Origin of the sequence: Buttiauxella gaviniae (assembly GCF_040786275.1) — a bacterium.
GTDB classification, from domain to species: domain Bacteria; phylum Pseudomonadota; class Gammaproteobacteria; order Enterobacterales; family Enterobacteriaceae; genus Buttiauxella; species Buttiauxella gaviniae_A.
In genome coordinates, this window is sequence record NZ_JBFMVT010000002.1 from 568,806 (window position 1) to 588,285 (window position 19,480).

18 protein-coding genes are annotated in these 19,480 nt (G+C 53.5%); 3 read left to right on the forward strand and 15 right to left on the reverse strand.

Going from position 1 to position 19,480, the window contains the following annotated elements; all coding sequences use genetic code 11:
- Positions 1-24 precede the first annotated feature (24 nt).
- The 3 genes from truA to pdxB all read right to left on the reverse strand — a co-directional run bounded on the left by truA (position 25) and on the right by pdxB (position 3,058).
- Positions 25-840 carry a tRNA pseudouridine(38-40) synthase TruA gene (gene truA, locus AB1E22_RS03365; protein ID WP_367594082.1) on the reverse strand — a complete coding sequence of 272 codons (816 nt, stop codon included), beginning with the start codon at positions 838-840 and terminating at the stop codon, positions 25-27.
- Complete coding sequence (locus AB1E22_RS03370) at positions 840-1,853, reverse strand: aspartate-semialdehyde dehydrogenase (RefSeq protein WP_367594083.1); 1,014 nt, start codon at positions 1,851-1,853, stop codon at positions 840-842. The genes truA and AB1E22_RS03370 overlap by 1 nt, the downstream gene beginning before the upstream one ends.
- A 68-nt stretch (positions 1,854-1,921) precedes the next feature.
- On the reverse strand, positions 1,922-3,058 hold the full coding sequence (gene pdxB, locus AB1E22_RS03375) for a 4-phosphoerythronate dehydrogenase PdxB (RefSeq protein ID WP_367597315.1): 1,137 nt from the start codon (positions 3,056-3,058) through the stop codon (positions 1,922-1,924).
- A gap of 103 nt (positions 3,059-3,161) precedes the next feature.
- On the opposite strand from pdxB, the gene flk reads away from it, so the two are divergent.
- Positions 3,162-4,166, forward strand: coding sequence for a flagella biosynthesis regulator Flk (flk, locus tag AB1E22_RS03380; protein WP_367594084.1), 1,005 nt, complete (start codon positions 3,162-3,164; stop codon positions 4,164-4,166).
- A 31-nt stretch (positions 4,167-4,197) separates the two neighbouring features.
- On the opposite strand, the gene AB1E22_RS03385 is transcribed toward flk, so the two are convergent.
- A complete protein-coding gene (locus AB1E22_RS03385) occupies positions 4,198-5,379 on the reverse strand; it encodes an MFS transporter (protein WP_367594085.1) in 1,182 nt (393 codons plus the stop codon).
- A gap of 232 nt (positions 5,380-5,611) precedes the next feature.
- On the reverse strand, positions 5,612-6,829 hold the full coding sequence (gene fabB / locus AB1E22_RS03390; protein ID WP_367594086.1) for a beta-ketoacyl-ACP synthase I: 1,218 nt from the start codon (positions 6,827-6,829) through the stop codon (positions 5,612-5,614).
- A gap of 157 nt (positions 6,830-6,986) precedes the next feature.
- Here fabB and mnmC point away from each other — a divergent pair, with 157 nt between their 5' ends.
- Positions 6,987-8,987, forward strand: a complete 2,001-nt coding sequence (mnmC, locus tag AB1E22_RS03395) for a bifunctional tRNA (5-methylaminomethyl-2-thiouridine)(34)-methyltransferase MnmD/FAD-dependent 5-carboxymethylaminomethyl-2-thiouridine(34) oxidoreductase MnmC (protein ID WP_367594087.1) — start codon at positions 6,987-6,989, stop codon at positions 8,985-8,987.
- 148 nt (positions 8,988-9,135) lie between these two features.
- Here mnmC and AB1E22_RS03400 read toward each other — a convergent pair whose 3' ends face one another.
- From AB1E22_RS03400 to prmB, 6 genes are all read right to left on the reverse strand, one after another.
- Entirely contained in the window at positions 9,136-9,414 is a 279-nt protein-coding gene (locus AB1E22_RS03400) for a YfcL family protein (protein ID WP_367594088.1), read from the reverse strand.
- Between the two features lie 26 nt (positions 9,415-9,440).
- Positions 9,441-9,989 (reverse strand): elongation factor P hydroxylase, encoded by a 549-nt coding sequence (locus AB1E22_RS03405; RefSeq protein WP_367597316.1) that lies wholly within the window; start codon positions 9,987-9,989, stop codon positions 9,441-9,443.
- Positions 9,990-10,005: 16 nt separating this feature from the next.
- Positions 10,006-10,803 carry a sulfite exporter TauE/SafE family protein gene (locus AB1E22_RS03410; RefSeq protein ID WP_367594089.1) on the reverse strand — a complete coding sequence of 266 codons (798 nt, stop codon included), beginning with the start codon at positions 10,801-10,803 and terminating at the stop codon, positions 10,006-10,008.
- 11 nt (positions 10,804-10,814) lie between these two features.
- Positions 10,815-11,639 (reverse strand): penicillin-insensitive murein endopeptidase, encoded by an 825-nt coding sequence (gene mepA, locus AB1E22_RS03415; protein ID WP_367594090.1) that lies wholly within the window; start codon positions 11,637-11,639, stop codon positions 10,815-10,817.
- Between the two features lie 4 nt (positions 11,640-11,643).
- Entirely contained in the window at positions 11,644-12,729 is a 1,086-nt protein-coding gene (gene aroC, locus AB1E22_RS03420) for a chorismate synthase (protein ID WP_367594091.1), read from the reverse strand.
- Between the two features lie 83 nt (positions 12,730-12,812).
- Positions 12,813-13,745 (reverse strand): 50S ribosomal protein L3 N(5)-glutamine methyltransferase, encoded by a 933-nt coding sequence (gene prmB / locus AB1E22_RS03425; RefSeq protein ID WP_367594092.1) that lies wholly within the window; start codon positions 13,743-13,745, stop codon positions 12,813-12,815.
- Between the two features lie 171 nt (positions 13,746-13,916).
- Here prmB and smrB point away from each other — a divergent pair, with 171 nt between their 5' ends.
- On the forward strand, positions 13,917-14,468 hold the full coding sequence (smrB, locus tag AB1E22_RS03430) for an endonuclease SmrB (RefSeq protein WP_367594093.1): 552 nt from the start codon (positions 13,917-13,919) through the stop codon (positions 14,466-14,468).
- A 262-nt stretch (positions 14,469-14,730) separates the two neighbouring features.
- On the opposite strand, the gene sixA is transcribed toward smrB, so the two are convergent.
- The 4 genes from sixA to AB1E22_RS03450 all read right to left on the reverse strand — a co-directional run bounded on the left by sixA (position 14,731) and on the right by AB1E22_RS03450 (position 19,449).
- Positions 14,731-15,219: a phosphohistidine phosphatase SixA gene (gene sixA / locus AB1E22_RS03435; RefSeq protein WP_367594094.1), complete on the reverse strand. Its 489-nt coding sequence runs from the start codon at positions 15,217-15,219 to the stop codon at positions 14,731-14,733.
- Between the two features lie 222 nt (positions 15,220-15,441).
- A complete protein-coding gene (fadJ, locus tag AB1E22_RS03440) occupies positions 15,442-17,565 on the reverse strand; it encodes a fatty acid oxidation complex subunit alpha FadJ (protein ID WP_367594095.1) in 2,124 nt (707 codons plus the stop codon).
- Positions 17,565-18,875, reverse strand: coding sequence for an acetyl-CoA C-acyltransferase FadI (gene fadI, locus AB1E22_RS03445; RefSeq protein WP_367594096.1), 1,311 nt, complete (start codon positions 18,873-18,875; stop codon positions 17,565-17,567). Before fadI ends, fadJ begins: the two co-directional genes overlap by 1 nt.
- 289 nt (positions 18,876-19,164) lie before the next feature.
- On the reverse strand, positions 19,165-19,449 hold the full coding sequence (locus tag AB1E22_RS03450; RefSeq protein WP_367594097.1) for a YfcZ/YiiS family protein: 285 nt from the start codon (positions 19,447-19,449) through the stop codon (positions 19,165-19,167).
- Positions 19,450-19,480 lie beyond the last annotated feature (31 nt).

Consider the following 19,480-nt stretch of genomic DNA (forward strand, 5'->3'; position numbering starts at 1 on the left):
GTTATCTACCTTTCTCGACTGGCGTCAGTCTGCCAAAAAAAGAGGCCCCATCGGGGGTTTAGGCAACGCAAAATGTTCAGGGTAATCGACGGAGACTAAATACAAGCCTTCTGCTTTCCCGGTCGCGGCGGCAAGCTTACGATCTTTCGCCGCCAGCAGCTCAGCCATCCAGTTTTCAGCCTGATTGCCACAGCCGATTTCCATCAGGCTGCCAACAATATTTCGAACCATGTGGTGCACAAACGCATTGGCTTTAATATCCACCACCACATAAGCCCCGTAACGCGTAACGTTGATGTGCATCAGGTTACGCCACGGCGTGCGTGACTGGCATTGCACGGCGCGGAACGAGGTAAAATCGTTCTCGCCCAGCAAGCATTGCGCAGCGCGGTGCATACGGTCGGCATCCAGTGGATGATAAAAATGCGTGACGCCTTGGGACATCACCGCCGGGCGCAGGCGCTGGTTATAAATGACATAACGGTAGCGGCGCGCCGTCGCGCTAAAGCGGGCGTGAAAATCATCCGGCACATTTTTAACCCAACGCACAGCGATGTCGCCAGGTAAATTCGCATTTACGCCAAGCGTCCAGGCCGCATCTTTACGATCCATGCGCGTTTCGAAATGCACGACCTGGCCTGTAGCGTGAACGCCTGCGTCGGTACGCCCGGCGCAGAACACGTTGATTGGCTCATCTGCTACTTTAGAGAGCGCTTTTTCAAGCTTCTCCTGCACGCTACGGACTTCGTTCTGGCGCTGCCAGCCGTAATATTTACTGCCGTCGTATTCAATGCCCAGAGCAATCTTGTGGATCGGGGTTTGAAGCAACTCGTCGGACATTAGTACATATACTCCTGCACTAATTTTTCTGCGGTTTTCACAGCCATCAGCGCGCCGCCGAAACGAACGTTATCGGCAACAGACCAGAATTGAATCTGCTCCGGCATACCATAGTCATTGTGGATACAGCCGATAGAAAGATGTGCGCTGCCGGAGGCATCAGAAACCTGCGTCGGGAACTGCCCTTCTTCTGAAAGCTCAATATCTTCAAACTGACCAAATGCGTCGCGGGCTTCTTCTGCCGCCAGCGGGCGCATCGCTTCGAAGTTAACCATTTGCGCGTGCCCGTAGAACACCGGAGCCTGAACCATGCTTGCAGAAATCATCACACCTTCATCCTGCAATACTTTACGCACTTCGTTCACCAGGCGGCGTGCAGCAGGAATGCTACCTTCCGCATCCGGCACCAGCGGCAGCATGTTGAACGCTAACTGGCGGCCAAACAGGTCTTCTTCTTCGATAGGCAAACCGTTAAGCAAACGCGCGCTCTGCCCGGCCAATGCATCTACTGCACTTTTGCCACGGCCAGAAGCGGCCAGTAAATTGGTGACCTGAATACGCGATAAACCACCTTGCTCGATCAGCGGCTTCAACGCGGTTAACAACTGGCTTGTCAGGCTGTCAGCAACGGCAACCAGATTGCGATTGCGGTATTCGCCCAGCACGAATGGATTCACATCCGGTACGACGAGCGGTACATCGTGTTCCATGGCGAACAGGCCGCTGGAGTCGATAACCAGGCAACCGGCGTTGGTCGCTTCTTCAACATAACGCGCTGAGGCCTCAACGCCTGCCACGAAGAAGGCGAGCTGAACCTGAGTCCAGTCGAATGATTCAGCATCCTGAACCATCACCGTTTTGCCTTCATAACGAATATTTTCACCCGCGCTCTCATTACGCGCCAGGGCATACAATTCACCAACCGGGAACTGGCGCTCGGCAAGCAGTTCAATCACAGCTGCGCCAACGGCACCCGTGGCACCTAAAACGGCAATATTCCAGCCTTCAGACATGTTGGTTTACTCCAGACTTAAATAGCAGTATCTCCCCGGCAGCACGCCGGAGAGATGAGAAGGATTGTTTAACGCACCGCGTGGAAGATGGCGCCAAAGCCTAGCTTTTGCAGCATAGTCGCCGCCGCTTCATCATCACACTGGATATACAAAGATGACCATTCGCGACGTTCCTGATAATTTTTACGTAATTTATCAAACTCACCGGGAATCCCCGCCACTTTACGCAGCGGCGCATCGTCGCGGCGCACATCATACACCAGATGCACTAGTCTTTTGAGTGTCGGCTGATCGAGCGGGCCATGCAGAGTAATGCGGCCAAATTCTGGAATAGGCAGCAAAGTGTCTAATGCCACCTGTTGGCGTTGCCCAATAAACTCGCTAAAGGCTTCAAACACTTGCGTGGTGCCACGCGCTTTGCCTTCCAGCGTGTAACCGGCGATGTGAGGGGTGCCAATATCGACTCTATCGAGCAGCGCAACGTTGAGCTCTGGCTCTGGCTCCCAAACGTCCAGCACGACGCTCAAGTCCTGACCGTTTTCCAGGCATTTCAACAACGCGGCGTTGTCGACAACCGGGCCACGGCAGGCATTAATCAGAATAGTGCCAGGCTTCAGGGCAGAAATCAGTTTCTCATCAGCAAGATGCAGGGATTTATACGGGCCGTCTTTAAACAGTGGCGTATGGAAGGTCAGCACATCGGCTTCGCGAACCAGTTGCTCAAGCGAAACGAAATCCCCTTCGTCACCGCGATCGGCACGCGGAGGATCGCAAAGCAGCGTACGAATGCCGAAGGCTTCGAGACGCGCCTGTAAGCGAGCGCCAACATTACCCACGCCGACAATGCCTACCGTGCGGTCAGTCAGCCTGAAGCCATCGCGTTCAGCTAACATCAACAGCGAGGAAAAGACGTACTCGACAACGGCGATAGCGTTACAACCGGGGGCGGCTGAAAAAGCAATGCCCGCGGCCTCAAGATAGTTTTCGTCAACGTGGTCAGTGCCCGCCGTTGCCGTACCCACAAATTTGATCCCTTTGCCGTCAAGCAAATCGGCATTCACTTTGGTGACCGAGCGCACCATTAATGCCTCAGCATCGGCAAGCTCAGATACCGGAATTGGACGCCCTGGCACTGCGGTAACATCGCCTAAGCGGCTAAACAATTCACGTGCATAGGGCATATTTTCGTCAACGAGGATTTTCACGTTAGCTACCTGTTCGGTTAATCGTCGAGAATAAGCCCGATAGTGTGCCATAATCTGGCGGCCTGGCATACTTGAGCCTGGGATCGACAAAGGATTTAACATTATGCAACCCATTCAGGGGGCAAGCGCTCGCCCTCCGGGGGAACCACCCTCCACTCCATCTGCGGCCGGCGAATTTCCGCTTTCGACTCAGCAACGTACCGTTCTGGAACGTTTGATCACGCGTATTATTGCGCTTAACCAGCAGCAAAGCGCTGAGGTGTGGGCGGGATTAAAACACGATCTGGGGCTAAAAAGTGAAGCGCCGCTATTATCGCGCCACTTCCCGGCGGCTGAACAAAACCTTAGCCAGCGCCTGACTGCCGCCCAAAATACACACGCCACGCGCCAGGTTGTTCAGCAACTTAGCGAGCTTCTGCCACAGGGGAATAATCGCCAGGCGGTGAGCGATTACATCCGCCAGCAGTTCGGCCAGACGGCGCTTAGCCAACTCACGCCCCAGCAATTAAAAAGCGTTCTGACGTTATTGCAAAACAACCAGTTGGCGATCCCGCAGCCGCAGCAACGCCCGGCAACCGACCGCCCGCTGCTGCCTGCGGAACATAACGCTTTAAATAAACAGGTTGCGAAACTGACCGCCGCTACGGGTGAGTCCGGGAAATTAATCTGGCAATCAATGCTTGAGCTTTCTGGGGTAAAAACCGGCGAGCTGATTCCGGCGAAGCATTTCACTTTGCTGACCACCTGGCTACAAGCGCGTCAAACGTTGAGCCAGCAGAGTACGCCGACTCTTCACACCCTCCAGGCTGCGCTAAAACAGCCGCTTGAGCCCGCAGAGTGGAAAGAGATTACGGATTATTCACAGCAGCGTTTCCAGGCTACGCCACAAACGCTGCTGACCACAGCGCAGGTGCAGGATATTCTGAATCAGGTCTTTTTGCGCCGGGCCGAGCGTCAGCCCGCAACGCTTGAAGTGCAGAATATTCAGCCGATCGTCAATCCACTTTGGGCGCCCTTCATCGAACCGATGAAGATGATCAGCGCCCGCCCAGGAATGGCGCTTATCGCGCTGATTGTGGTGATGATTTTGTTGTGGATAGTCATTTAGCAAAAAGCCACCCGACTACGGGTGGCTGCTGTTATTTCCGGAAAGCTACAAGCGTTACAACAATACCCACGCCCGCAGAAATCGCCCCCGCCAGGAAAACCGAAGGGTAACCCATTGAAGTGGCTAACAGCCCGGTCAGCGGGCCTGCAACGCCGTAAGAGATATCCTGAAATGCCGCATAGCCGCCCAGCGCCGTGCCGCGTACCTGGGCCGGAACACGTTTAACGACTTCTACACCCAGCGCCGGGAAGATCAGCGAACAGCCGCAGCCGGTTAACGCCGCGCCGATCAAAGCAACGCCCGCACTCGGAGCCTGCCACAGCAAAACCAGCCCGACCGTTTCAATTGCCAGTGACACAAGCGCCACGCGAACACCGCCGAACCTGTCAGGCATCCAGCCAAACAGCACGCGCATCAGCACAAACGCACCACCAAAGGCGGTAAGCGTGAAGCCTGCCCAGGCCCATCCGTTAGAGACAAAATAGAGCGAAACAAAAGTGCCAATCACCGCAAAGCCAACCCCCTGTAACGCCAGGCCAAGACCTGGTTTCCAGATAAGGCCAATCACAGCAAACAGCGACGGGCGCTCGCCTTTATGCGCAGGCACGGCACGAATCCCGCCGTTAAACGCCCACGCCACCACCGGGAGCGCAATCGTCGAAACACCCAGCGCGACAAATCCCCAGTGGCTATTAAGCAGTAGACCTAGCGGCGCGCCCGCGGCTAAAGCGCCATAAATAGCCATCCCCGTCCAGGACATCACTTTGCCGGAACGCGCAGGGCCAACTAAACCCAGACCCCAGGTAAGATTTCCGGTCAACAGTTGGCTTTCACCAAAACCCAGAATTAAACGCCCGACAATTAACAGGCCGAATTTCGCCATGGCATCAACAGGTAGTAAGGCCGCCAACAGATAGGCGACACCCGCAAATGCGCAGGCGCACATTCCCTGTAGCGTCGAGCGCTTAGCCCCCTGTTGGTCGGCAAGCCGCCCTGCGTAACCGCGCGTTAAAACAGTGGCGAGGAACTGAATCCCGACTGCAACCCCTACCATGGTGTTCCCGAAGCCGAGTTGCTGGTGAACAAATAGCGGAATAACCGGCAGCGGCAGGCCCACGGTCATATAGGTGAGGAACACCGCGAAGGTAATTCTGAATAAAGATTTATTTTCTGATTTGCTATTTTTGAGCTGAGAATCAATCAGTGCAGACATGCTGCTTACTCCATTTTCTTGCAGAGTAAGGCGAGGAAACCACCACGCCCTTCCCTCTGAACGTTCAGATTAAGGGTGCGTTGGTTGACGTTGAACGCTTACGCATTATCAGAAAGATAATGTTGAGGCGAGAATAGTGCCTTCAGGGATAGATGCTGTCAATCATTGCGGCCAGCAAAAAAAACGGGGCGCCTAAGGCACCCCGTTCGAAATAATCATGCGTATTAAAGAATTACGCTTTAACTTTACGCATTACCAGCGTGGCGTTAGTCCCACCGAAACCGAAGCTGTTAGACATAACAGTGTTCAGTTGACGCTCGGTCGTTTCAGTCACGATGTTCAGACCTGCAGCCTGCTCATCCAGCTCTTCAATGTTAATGCTTGGCGCGATAAAACCGTGCTCTAGCATCAGCAGAGAGTAGATAGCTTCCTGAACGCCAGCGGCACCCAGAGAGTGACCGGTCATCGCTTTAGTCGCAGACATTGCCGGTGAGTTATCACCAAACACTTCTTTGATTGCGCCCAGTTCTTTCACATCGCCAACCGGCGTAGACGTCCCGTGGGTGTTCAGGTAGTCGATTGGGGTATCAACGCCGTGCATTGCCATCTTCATGCAACGGACTGCGCCTTCGCCTGATGGCGCAACCATGTCTGCGCCATCGGACGTTGCGCCGTAGCCAACGATTTCAGCGTAGATGTGTGCGCCACGAGCCAGAGCGTGCTCCAGTTCTTCAACCACAACCATACCGCCGCCACCTGCGATAACAAAACCATCACGGCTTGCGTCATAGGTACGGGACGCTTTGTCCGGGGTTTCGTTGTATTTGGTAGACAGTGCGCCCATTGCGTCGAACTCACAGGCCATTTCCCAGCACAGCTCTTCGCCGCCGCCAGCAAATACGATGTCCTGTTTGCCCAGTTGAATTTGCTCAACAGCGTTACCGATACAGTGCGCAGAAGTCGCACAGGCGGAGCTGATAGAGTAGTTCACACCGTGAATTTTGAACGGCGTTGCGAGGCATGCGGAAACCGCTGAACCCATCGCTTTGGTCACAACATAAGGACCGACCGCTTTCAGGCCGCGCGGGCTACGCATTGCGTCCGCACCAAACACCTGAGATTTAGAAGAACCACCGGAACCTGCAATCAGGCCCACGCGAGGGTTGCTTTGATAAACTTCTTCTTTCAATCCAGCATCTTCAATCGCTTGCTGCATTGACAGGTAAGCATAGACAGAGGCATCGTTCATGAAACGGACCACTTTACGGTCAATCAGGCCGGTGGTGTCCAGTTTAACGTTACCCCACACGTGGCTGCGCATTCCAGAATCTTTGAATTCTTGAGAGAAAGTGATCCCCGGGCGACCTTCACGCAGAGATGCCAGGACTTCCTGCTGGTTGTTACCGATGCTGGAAACAATGCCCAGACCAGTAATCACTGCACGTTTCATTCAATACCTCTTCCACTGCACTATTTAGGATTTCGACAGGCACAATAGCGTACAGTTGTACGCCGAACAAGTCCGATCAGCCAAAATGGACTGAAATTTGCGCCGCTTCGCACACATCGTTATGATCCTTTCACCGCCTGCCAGACGAGTAACTTACGTGAAACACACCCCTATACAATCTGCCAACCTGGACTTCAATGAAGAGGGTACACCTGTATCCCGAGAGTTCGATGACGTGTACTTCTCTAATGATAATGGACTGGAGGAAACTCGTTATGTCTTTCTTGGGGGAAATCGTCTGTCAGAGCGTTTCGCAACCCACGAACGGGCGTTATTTGTCGTCGGAGAAAGCGGCTTCGGTACCGGCCTTAACTTTTTGACTTTATGGCAGGCCTTTGATGATTTTTGCAAAAATCAGCCGCAGGCCACGCTCAAACGCCTGCATTTTATTAGTTTTGAAAAATTCCCACTGACTGCAAAAGATTTAAGTGCCGCACATGCACACTGGCCGGAACTCGCAGAATTTGCAGCACAATTGCAGCAGCAATGGCCGCTGCCGATGGCTGGTTGTCATCGTCTTTTGCTGGCCGATGGACGCATCACGCTCGATCTCTGGTTCGGGGATATTAACGAACTGATACCGCAGTTAGATGACACTTTAAATAATCAGGTCGATGCCTGGTTCCTTGATGGTTTCGCCCCATCAAAAAACCCGGACATGTGGACGCCACAACTGTTTAGTGCAATGGCAAAACTGGCCCGTACCGGCGGCACTCTGGCGACATTTACCTGCGCCGGGTTTGTGCGCCGTGGCCTGATTGACGCTGGTTTCACAATGACTAAAAGCAAAGGCTTTGGGCGTAAGCGGGAAATGCTAACGGGCGTGATGGAAAAAGCGCTGGAAACGCCGGCACGCACACCGTGGTACGCCCGCAGTGGCGCGCAAGAAAAAGAGGTTGCCATTGTGGGCGGCGGCGTTGCCAGCGCCCTGCTTTCACTCGCTTTACTGCGTCGTGGCTGGCAAGTTACGCTTTACTGCGAAGACAGCGCCCCTGCCCTTGGCGCTTCCGGCAACCGTCAGGGCGCGCTTTACCCATTGCTCAATACCCACAGCACCACGTTAACAAACTTTTTCAGCACCGCATTTACTTTCGCCCGTCGCGTATACGACACATTGCCCGTGGAGTTTGATCATGACTGGTGCGGGGTGACGCAGTTGGGCTGGGATGAAAAGAGCCAACATAAAATCGATCAAATGCTGAGCCTTGAATTCCCTGAGCTACTCGCTCACGCCGTAAATGCCGAAACGGTTGCGGAACAATGCGGCGTAGAAACGGGTCACGGAGGTGCAACTTACCCCCTCGGTGGCTGGCTGTGTCCGGCGCAACTGACTGCGGGCGCTTTAGCGCTTGCGGAGAAAATGGGGCTAAAAACGCATTATCAACATTGTGTGGAAACGCTCATCCAGACGCCGCAGGCGTGGGAATTATCGTTTACTGAACACGCTCCGAAACAACACGCGGCGGTGGTTTTAGCCAACGGCTATAAAATTAATAAATTCACGCAAACAGAGAAATTACCGGTGTCTGCGGTGGGCGGTCAGGTCAGCCATATCCCAACCAGCCCCTCTCTTGCAAAACTGCGCCAGGTCCTGTGTTACGACGGTTATTTGACGCCGCAAAACCCCAATAATCAGCATCATTGTATCGGGGCAAGTTACCAGCGTGGCGTCGAAAATATGCGTTATAACGATGAGGATCAGCACTACAACCGTCAGCGTTTAATTAACTGCCTGCCGGAAATGTCCTGGCCGCACGAGGTGGACGTGTCAGCAGGTGAAGCACGTTGTGGCGTACGCTGTGCAACACGCGACCACTTGCCAATTATCGGGAGTGTCCCCCGCTATGAGGCAACGCTTGAAACTTACGCTACGCTTGTAGAAAACCACGATAACGCCCAAACCGCACCGGTTTATCCGAATCTGTTTATGCTTGCAGGGCTGGGTTCACGAGGTTTGTGCAGCGCCCCATTGGCGGCGGAGATTCTGGCGGCACAAATGAGCGATGAGCCGATTCCAATGGATAGTGAAACGCTGGCTGCGTTGAGTCCAAATCGGTTCTGGGTGCGGAAGTTATTGAAAGGGAGAGAAGTGAAATAGTCCGGCTCCGGACGCACTGACCCCCTCCCAACCTCCCCCTTGCCAGGGGGAGGAGTTTACGGCTCCCTCCCCTTGCCAGGGGAGGGTTGGGGTGGGGTCCGGACTCCGATCAATCCCTCACCCTACAGAGCGAGGGTGAAAATTAGCGCTACTTAAACTGCGCCTGCTGATACAAATTATCCCACATACCCAGCACTAAAGACTGGTCGCGTGGGGAAAGCTCACCGGCCTGAATCGCTTTTTCAAGGCCATTTGACACCGCAGTATGCAGCGCATCTGGACTATGATCTTCACCGTGCTCCAGCTCCGCTACCGCCAGAGTCAGATGGCCGCGCAGATAACCGCTGGCAAACAGTTCATCATCACTGGCCGTCTCAACCATTCCATCAATTAGCGCCAGAATGCGTGTTTCAAATTCCGCGATCATCGTACTTCCTCTTCATATGCAGGTGTTTAGTTTAAATCTTCCGGCCACGGGAACAGGTCTGCTGTTAACGGCGGCGTTTTATAAAAATCACGTAGCGCGGCAATTAAGCGCGCCGGGCGTGGAGGAATCCCCTGCTCCAGGTAAATCATCACCTGGGCGTGAACGCGGCGCTGGAACACAACTCTGTCTGGTTCAAAATCACCGCTCAGGTTGTCACAGCTAACGTTGAACGGAAAATTCGCCGCCACGCAGAACAGCCAGTCCAGCGCCTGAGGTTTCACTTCCACATCTTCGAACTGGCACTGCGTTTGCGCATCGCGCCCGTCCGGGCAATACCAGTAACCGAAGTCCACCAGCTTGCGGCGTTCAGCCCCGGCGATGCACCAGTGGGAAATCTCATGAATTCCGCTGGCATAAAAACCATGAGCGAAAACGATACGGTTATACGGCAGCTCTTCGTCTGCTGGAAGATAGATCGGTTCGTCGTCGCCTTTAATCAGACGTGTATTAAATTCGTCTTTAAAGCAGTTATCGAAAATATCGATAAGGTCTTGATAATGGTGTTCTGTCGTCATCGTCGCTGTAGTCATATTAAGCTACCCCCAACCAATGGAGGATCTCCGTTCCGTGGCTATCAAATATGAGTTTGGCACTCATCACCGCCGACACGATTACAATCATCGGACGGATCAGTTTTTGCCCTTTACTCAACACAAGGCGCGAGCCCATTCGCGCCCCTAAAAACTGCCCGGCCATCATCACAAAGCCGGTTCCCCAAATCACTTTCCCGCCAATAATAAACAGCAGTAAACCGCCCAGGTTAGACGTGGCGTTTAAGACTTTGGCGTGCGCGGTCGATTTGGCGAGGTTAAAGCCGCAAAGCGTAACAAACGCCAGCGCATAAAAAGAACCGGCACCTGGGCCAAAGAAGCCGTCGTAAAAACCAACACAGCCACCGGCCACCAGGGCAAAAGGCAAGCCATATAAACGACGCTGCCGATCCTCTTCACCCAGTTTTGGCATCAATAAAAAGTACAGCCCAATACAGATCACCAGCAGCGGCAGGATTTGGCGCAATACGTCTGATTTTACAAACTGAACCAGCAAAGCCCCGCTCGTTGAGCCAATAAACGTCATCAGAATATTCAGTTTCTGATCTTTCAGGCTCACCACTTTTCGGCGAATAAAATAGAGCGAGGAGGAGACCGAGCCACCACATGCCTGAAGTTTATTGGTTGCTAAAGCATGCGCAGGTGACATTCCCGTCGCTAATAACGCGGGTATGGTGATCAAACCACCGCCACCCGCCAGTGAATCAATAAATCCCGCAAGCAGAGCGACAAAAAACAGCGCCACCAGCATCAGGGGTGAAACCATAAACCATTCCATGAACTTATCCGTCAGAGTTCGTGATTATCCAACAATGCCTGACAAGAGGCGGGTAAAGGCGGTGGCGTTTTCTTTTTCGGCGCGCTACTTCCCGGCGGTGGCGGCGCAAACCAACTTTGCAATTCGGCACCACAGCCATCGCCTGGCGGCGGTAAAGGCTGATCTTCGCACTCAAGGCTATCTGCCGGGCAACGCAGGCGAACATGCATATGCGCCCGATGGGCAAACCACGGGCGAACTTTACGCAGCCAGTCGCGGTCAGCCCCGGCATCCAGACAAAGCTGTTGCTTAATCGCCGGATTGACGAAGATGCGCGTTACATCGTTGTCTTTCGCCGCGAGTTTAATCAGGCTGCTGATTTCCGGTTGCCACAGGCGCGGAACCACATGCTGATTGTCGCTGGCGACTAAATCCAGCGCTTGCGGTTTAAGCAACTGCGCCGAGGTCCAGCGCGCTTTAGGAAGTTGCAGGAAAATATCAACGTCCAGACCGCTTTGGTGGCTGGCGTGGCCTGAGTTAAAACGCCCGCCGGCCGCCATCCCCATATCGCCAATCAGCAATGTTCCCAAACCGAGCTGCGTTGTCTGGTTGCTCAAGCGCTGGATAAACATCACTAAATCCGGATGACCGAAATAGCGACGTTGATCCTGACGCATGACTTGATAGCGAGGATCGTTGAGCGGTAACGCATGGGCTCCCACAATGCAGCCGTTAGAAAATGCGCCGATGGATTGCGGGCTACCGGCAATCGGATGGCTAATTTTCTGCCACGGCGTTGCCGCAAAAGTTGTGGCGCTGACCAGCAGTGCCAGCAGCCCCACGAGCATTTTTTTCATCGCATTACCAGCGCGGCAAAGAACAATTAACGTCAGCATTTTGAGCACGCTGGCGCAGCATGTGATCCATCAAAACAATCGCTAACATGGCTTCGGCGATCGGTACCGCACGAATACCCACGCAAGGATCGTGGCGACCACGGGTCACCATCTCCACTTCTTCGCCTTCGCGATTGATGGTGCGCCCCGGAACCATAATGCTGGATGTCGGTTTCAGCGCCATATTCGCCACAATTTGCTGGCCGCTACTGATGCCGCCCAAAATGCCGCCTGCGTGATTGCTCTGGAAACCCTCTTTGGTGATTTCGTCACGGTTTTGGCTGCCGCGCAGGTTAACCACACCAAAGCCTTCGCCGATTTCCACCCCTTTCACCGCATTGATGCTCATCAGCGCGTGGGCGATATCCGCATCTAAGCGGTCAAACACCGGCTCGCCAAGACCCGGCGGGACGTTATCTGCCACCACGGTCACTTTCGCCCCGATGGAGTCGCCCTCTTTTTTCAGCGCGCGCATCAGTTCATCAAGCGTTTCGATTTTGTCCGGATCCGGGCAGAAGAACGGGTTCTGTTCAACCTGATCCCAATCTTTGATTTCCAGCGGCACATCGCCCATCTGCGTCAGGCAACCACGGATGGTAATACCGTATTTATGCGCCAGATATTTTTTAGCGATGGCACCTGCGGCAACGCGCATAGCGGTTTCACGCGCCGAAGAACGGCCACCGCCACGATAATCGCGCACGCCGTATTTTTGTTCATAGGTGTAATCCGCATGCCCCGGACGGAACACGTCTTTGATAGCGCTGTAATCCTGCGAACGCTGATCGGTATTTTCAATCAGTAAACCAATGCTGGTTCCCGTCGTCACTCCTTCAAAGACACCGGAGAGAATTTTCACCTGATCCGGCTCACGACGTTGCGTGGTGTAACGGGAAGTCCCTGGGCGGCGGCGATCGAGATCGTGTTGCAAATCAGCTTCGGTGAGGGGAATGCCCGGCGGCACGCCGTCAACAATACAGCCCAACGCGATACCGTGAGATTCACCAAACGTTGTTACGCGAAATACCTGTCCAATTGAGTTTCCTGCCATCTTCTGTCACGGCTCCTTACCGTTGTCATTTTTCGTTGTGTTGTGAACAAAAGAAGACGGGCCATAAGGCCCGCCAGCACAGATTAATCTTTGTAGATGCTGAAATGTTCACGCGCGTCGATCAGCTGCGATTTGGTCAGCATAAAGACGCCGTCACCGCCGTTGTCGAACTCAAGCCATGTGAACGGCACATCAGGGTACTGCTCCATCAGATGTACCATGCTGTTTCCGACTTCACAAATCAGCACACCGCCATCGGCGAGGTAATCCGGGGCGCATGCCAGAATGCGACGCGCCAGCTTCAGGCCATCGCTGCCTGCAGCCAAACCTAATTCAGGCTCGAAACGGAATTCACCCGGCAGGTCAGACATATCTTCCGCATCCACATACGGCGGATTGGTGACGATAACGTCGTACTGCACTTTTGGCAGGTCACGGAACAAGTCTGAACGAATTGGCGTGACCTGGTTTTCCAGACCGTGCTCAGCGATGTTCTGCTCGGCAACCGCCAGCGCATCGAGAGAAATATCGACCGCATCCACTTCTGCATTCTGGAATTCATAAGCACAGGCGATAGCGATACAGCCGCTACCGGTGCACATATCCAGAATATGCTGAGGTTCGTTATCAAACAGCCCTGCAAAACGGTTGGTGATCAGCTCACCAATCGGTGAACGCGGCACCAGCACACGCTCATCAACATAAAATTCGTGGCCGCAGAACCAGGCTTTGTTGGTCAGATAAGCGACCGGGATGCGCTCATTGACGCGGCGAATCACGCGCTCAACAATACGGTGACGTTCGCTTGGGGTCAGACGCGCGGTGCGCATGTCTTCAGGAATATCCAGCGGCAGATAGAGGCTTGGCAGCACTAACTGAACGGCTTCGTCCCACGGGTTATCGGTGCCGTGGCCATACCAGATGTTGGCGGCGCTAAAACGACTGACTGCCCAGCGCAGCATATCTTGAATGGTGTGCAGCTCATTTACTGCCTCATCGACGAAAATTTTATCCACGTTGCCCTCCGCAGGCCGTTCGCGCTAATTCAATAATCGATTAGTTTGCCATGAAGGCCGCGACAAATCAGCATTTCAATCACTGCCATTGTGGGGAAAATTGCGTTTTATTTAGTGATGGACGGCAAACCAGGTAAACTGGTGAGATAGCGAATGCGAGACGAGAAACAAATGAAAAAGAAAACTCCGCTCAGCGTAGATGACAGGAATCTTTTCCGTGATTTGATGAGTGGCACAAAAAAATTGGCCCAGGACACCATTGTGCACCGCCCCCTGCGCAAGAAAGTCCAGGAAGTTCCGGTAAAACGACTGTTACAAGAACAGGCCGACGCGAGCCACTATTTTTCCGATGAATTCCAGCCCCGCCTGGCAACGGAAGGCCCGACGCGCTATGTGCGCGAAGACGTCAGCCATTTTGAGCTTAAAAAAATTCGTCGCGGGGATTACTCGCCCGAACTGTTCCTCGATTTGCATGGCCTGACGCAGCTACAAGCGAAACAGGAATTAGGGGCGCTGATTGCAGCCTGCCGTCGTGAACATGTCTTTTGCGCCTGCGTGATGCACGGGCATGGCAAACACGTTCTGAAGCAGCAGACGCCGCTTTGGCTGGCGCAACACCCACATGTGATGGCGTTTCATCAGGCGCCTAAAGAGTACGGCGGAGATGCGGCCTTGCTGGTGTTGATTGAAATTGAAGAGTGGCTGCCGCCGGAGTTGCCTTAGTTTTGAGTGTTCACCATGTCTCCGAACAAGTGTTCAGTTCCCGTGCGTTCGGCTTTTCCATGCAATTACAGCTAACGATGAACGTATCAAGGGCGTTGCTGCAAAATCTGAAGCGATACTGTGTCAGAGAAGGGGCAGTTAGCTCCTCCACCTGGCAAGGGGGAGGCTGGGTGGGGGTCATTTATTTCTGACACTGACTAGCCAACACCATAAATACAAAAAGAGCCGCATTGTGCGGCTCTTTTGTTCATGCTTACGGCTTTCAGATAGCTTTAGCGACCTTCAAATTGCACGGGCTCATTTGCCAGTTGAACACCCCTTTCCCAGTTTCAGGATCAAGAGTGACATTAGCAATGGCCGAGGTACTGAACATCGGCGGTGTCTCTTCTGGGCAGAGCTCAGACACCAGATAGCCGACCAACGGCAAGTGAGAAATCACCAGTGCCGATTCAACCCCTTCATTGGCGAGCGCTTGTAAATAGCAGCCCACCAGGCCCACATCGCCGCACGGCGTCAATTCCGGCAGAATGTCTTCTTTACCTGGAAGAGGCAGTGCTTCCCGCACAACATCCAGGGTTTGTTCGGCTCGCAGGTAAGGGCTCACCAGAACACGTTCGATATCCACAACCTGATCTTTCAACCAGGTCGCCATAACACGGGATTCATCACAGCCACACTGGGTGAGTGGACGTACCGAGTCGCTGGCGGCATCGAGTGCTGCGTCGCCGTGACGCATGATAAAAACTTGCATATTGCACCGCTTTTGTTAACCAGGAATGCTTGAATCCCCCTAAAACCTGAGAGGAGAAATTCAGCAGCCGGGCATTGTGCCTTATCCGTACATCGAATGAAACGCTGTTTTTTACCTCAATGGTGCAAGTATAGTCAATCACTGTTTACTAAATGACCGACCAGCATCCATTCACCGAGTCATAAACTCATGTTTCTTTGACTACAACTTCCTCTCTGGGGTTCACTCTTCCCGGAACTTTCGTTGACCTTCCACCATTTGTAAAAGTCCATCGCAGGGGGCAAAACGCTCCCCGTACTGACTGGCCAGGCGTTGCAATTGCGCGACGACTTCACTCGCGCCCAGAGTATCCATATAACGGAACGGGCCACCGAGGAACGGTGGGAAACCAATGCCGAACACGCCACCGATATCACCATCGCGAGCGTTGCGAACCACACCTTCGTCAAGACAGCGAGCAGCTTCATTAAGCATCATCATGACACAACGTTGTGCGATCTCTTTTTCTGCCAGTTGCCCTTTGGGCGAAACGCCTAACAGAGTATAAATTGCAGGGTCTACCTGCTTTTTGCTTCTACTCCCTTTCGCAGGGTAAAGATAGAAACCTCGCCCATTTTTTCTACCTTTGCGATCGTCGTTCAGTATTGCTGCAATATTTTGCGGGGCGGCAAAACGATCGCCATAAGCATGCTGAAGTATAGGACCAATTTTAGTTCCCACATCGATTCCTACCTCATCCAAAAGTTGGATTGGGCCGACGGGAAAACCAAACGCTACCAGCGCATTATCAATTTTATCGACAGGTTCCCCCTCCACCAGGCAACGCATCGCTTCGTTAACGTAAGGAGCCAGAATACGGTTGACGTAAAACCCAGCGCTGTCGCCAACCACAATCGGCGTTTTGCCCTGCTTTTTAGCCAGCGAAACCGTTGTGGAAATTGTTTCTGCGCTGGTTCCTGCGTGGGGAATAACTTCCACCAATGGCATTTTATCCACCGGGCTAAAGTAGTGCAGGCCAATTATCTGTTCTGGCCGCGCGGCGTTTGCCGCTATATCGGCGATAGGCAGTGAAGAGGTATTTGAGGCAAAAATCGTATGCGGCGCGGCATTTTGTTCAATTTCCGCCACCATCTTTTGCTTGAGAGCGAGATCCTCAAAAACGGCTTCCACCATAATGTCACGGTTATGGAAACCCTGGTAATCCGTTCCGCCGGAGATGCGCGCCATTTCGCGCTGGCGCTCCGCCGCTTTCATATGGCGATGACGCACTTTTTTATCCAGCAGATCCCAACTGTATTTCAGGGCGTGATTAATGCCGTCATCATTAATATCTTTAATACGCACCGGCAGCTTGCCTTTCGTGGCGGTGACAAATGCGATACCGCCGCCCATCAATCCGCCGCCTAATACACCCACCGCGTTTATCGGGCGCGGTTGGGCATCGGCCCCGTGCTCTTTTTTGAGTTCGGTACTGGCAAAGAATAGGCCGCGTAATGCCGAGGATTGAGGCGTCATTGCCAGTTCGCCAAAGGCTTTCGCTTCCGCCTCGTAGCCGCTAAAACTCCCCTGCCCCAGGCCCGTTTTTATCACATCAATAATGCGTTGGGTGGCAGGATAATTTCCGCGCGTTTTCTGCTCGGTTTTTTTACTGACAACATTAAATAATAGGGTACGGCCAAGCGGCCCGGCCAGAATCCGCTCACGAACCGGCAATGTGCGCGATGGCTGGCGCCCTTTTAAGACGCGCTCAACGGCCGCAGCCAACAAAATCGATTGCGGCACCACTTCATCCACCAGCCCCAATTTTAGCGCCTGGCGCGGGCGTAGCTGCTTGCCCGTCAGAATGATATCCAACGCATTGCTGACACCAATCAAACGCGGCAGGCGCTGCGTGCCGCCGGAACCGGGCAGCAAACCCAGTTGCACTTCAGGCAGCCCGAGTTTGGTTTTTTCATCATCAGTACAAATACGTGAATGGCATGCCAGCGCTAGCTCTAGCCCGCCGCCGAGGCACGCGCCGTGAATAGCCGCGACAACCGGAATGGGCAGGGCCGCAATTTCCGCCATGATTTGCTGGCCTTGATGCGCCAGTTTCTGTGCCTCAAGCGCCGTCTTACACTGGGCGATCATGTTGATATCTGCGCCCGCAATAAAATTATCTGGCTTACCTGAGATAAAAATCAGGCCTTGCAGCGCCGAATTGTCGCGAATTTGTTTGATGATATTGTGCACTTCAGGCCCGAAAGAGGCTTTCAGCGTGTTCATCTTTTCGCCCGGCACATCAATAGTCACCACGGCAATGTTATCGAGGCGAATATGTAAGTTGAAAGCAGAAGTCTGTTCCATTATTCAGCCTCCAGAACCATTGCGGCACCCAAACCACCTGCGGCACAGGCGGTCACTAATCCAAATCCACCGCCACGGCGGCGCAGTTCATGCAGCGTTTGCGTAATCATGCGTGCCCCCGTTGCTGCAAACGGATGCCCGTAAGCAATTGAGCCGCCGAGTACGTTGAATTTGGCATCGTCCACCTCACCCGTCGCATGAGTGCGGCCTAATACATCCCGAGCAAAGCGTTCGCTGGCCAGCATTTTCAAATTGGCAAGTGTTTGAGCGGCAAAGGCTTCGTGCATATCAAAGAGGGTGAGATCGTTGAGCGTGATACCTGCCCGCTCCAGCGCCAACGGTGTTGCCCACGCCGGGCCGAGCAGCATGTCTTGCCAGACATCTACGGCGGTAAAAGCATAGCTGCGCAAATAGCCGAGCGGCTTTAAACCTAACTCTTTGGCGCGCGATTCCGTCATCAGAATCACCGCAGCGGCACCGTCAGTTAACGGTGTGCTGTTGGCCGCCGTAACCGTGCCGTGTTTTCGGTCAAACGCCGGGCGCAGCTTTGCGTAATCGGCAATCGACGAATTTTGGCGAACGTTATTATCTTCACTGAAAGGCTGGCGATAAGGAGGAATAAAGGCGGTCATGACTTCTTCAGCCAATTTACCTTCTTTCCAGGCCATTGCCGCTTTAGTGTGAGACCGGTGCGCCAGCGCATCTTGTTGTTCCCGGGTAATGCCATGCGTTTTCGCCATTTGTTCGGCGGTATCGCCCATTCGCAACCCGGTGGAATATTCAGCCACCGCAGGCGGAACGGGGAGGAAATCACGCGGGCGCAGGCGCGAGAAAAGTTTTAGCTTCTGCCCAAGCGTACGAGCCTTGTTCGCATCAACCAGTGTGCGCCCAAGTTTTTTACTGACGCCAATCGGCAAGACGGATGAAGAATCTGCTCCACCGGCAATTCCGGCGCGAATAGTGCCCGCCATTAGACTTTCGGCGACGTTCGCCACCGCCTGGAAACTGGTCGCGCAGGCGCGGCTCACACTGTAGGCGTCGGTATGTACGCTCATGCCCGTGCCGAGGACGATTTCACGTGCAATGTTAGGCGCTTCCGGCATCTGAACAACCTGGCCGAAGACCAGTTGTTCAATAATTTCAGGGGGGATTTCGCTGCGTGCCAGCAATTCGCTGACCACCATATTACCGAGATCGACTGCGGGAATGCCGTGAAATGCCGTCGCCTGGCGGGCAAACGGTGTGCGTAAACCACTGATGATGGCAATGCGGTCGCCCTGACGGGTGACCAGCGGAAGTGCCTGACTCATAACGCTCCCCTGTTCTACCCGGCATACTTCAAATTGTGGGGGTGTTGGCTACACTCACAAACCCCAGTCACTTACTTTAGTAAGCTCCTGGGGATTTGCGCCCTCGCAGCCTACACACAATCTGAACTATTTGGGTATAAAATTTGTAAATGACCATTAGTGGTCTGACCTGATCACAGTTTTAACTAAAAAGTTACAATCAGCCAACTGGGGGAGTAAAAATTTGGGAGGGGGAACACGCTTTGAGAAGAGATAAATGACGCTCTCAGAATAAGAGCGTCGATAGAAATTAACGTAGGCCGAGCTGGAAGATCATGGTTTCAGCCTGGCAGCTGAAAGTGAAGTCGATATCCAGACGCACGCCGTCAGCTTCTTCGGTATAACGCGGAACAATCTGGCAAGGCTCAGATTCCGCAGCGCGGGCTTTCTCGCTCAGCGCAGCCAGGGTTTCGTCTGCTTCTGCACGGGTAGCGAAAACACGGCTATATGTGGCTGTGCAGTCAGTGTTGTCGATGATAGAACCGACATCAATACAGCAGCAAACCGGGGTTTCATCAGCACTGTTCTTACTCATTTATGATTTCCTCTGTATTTCGCGTTGACCA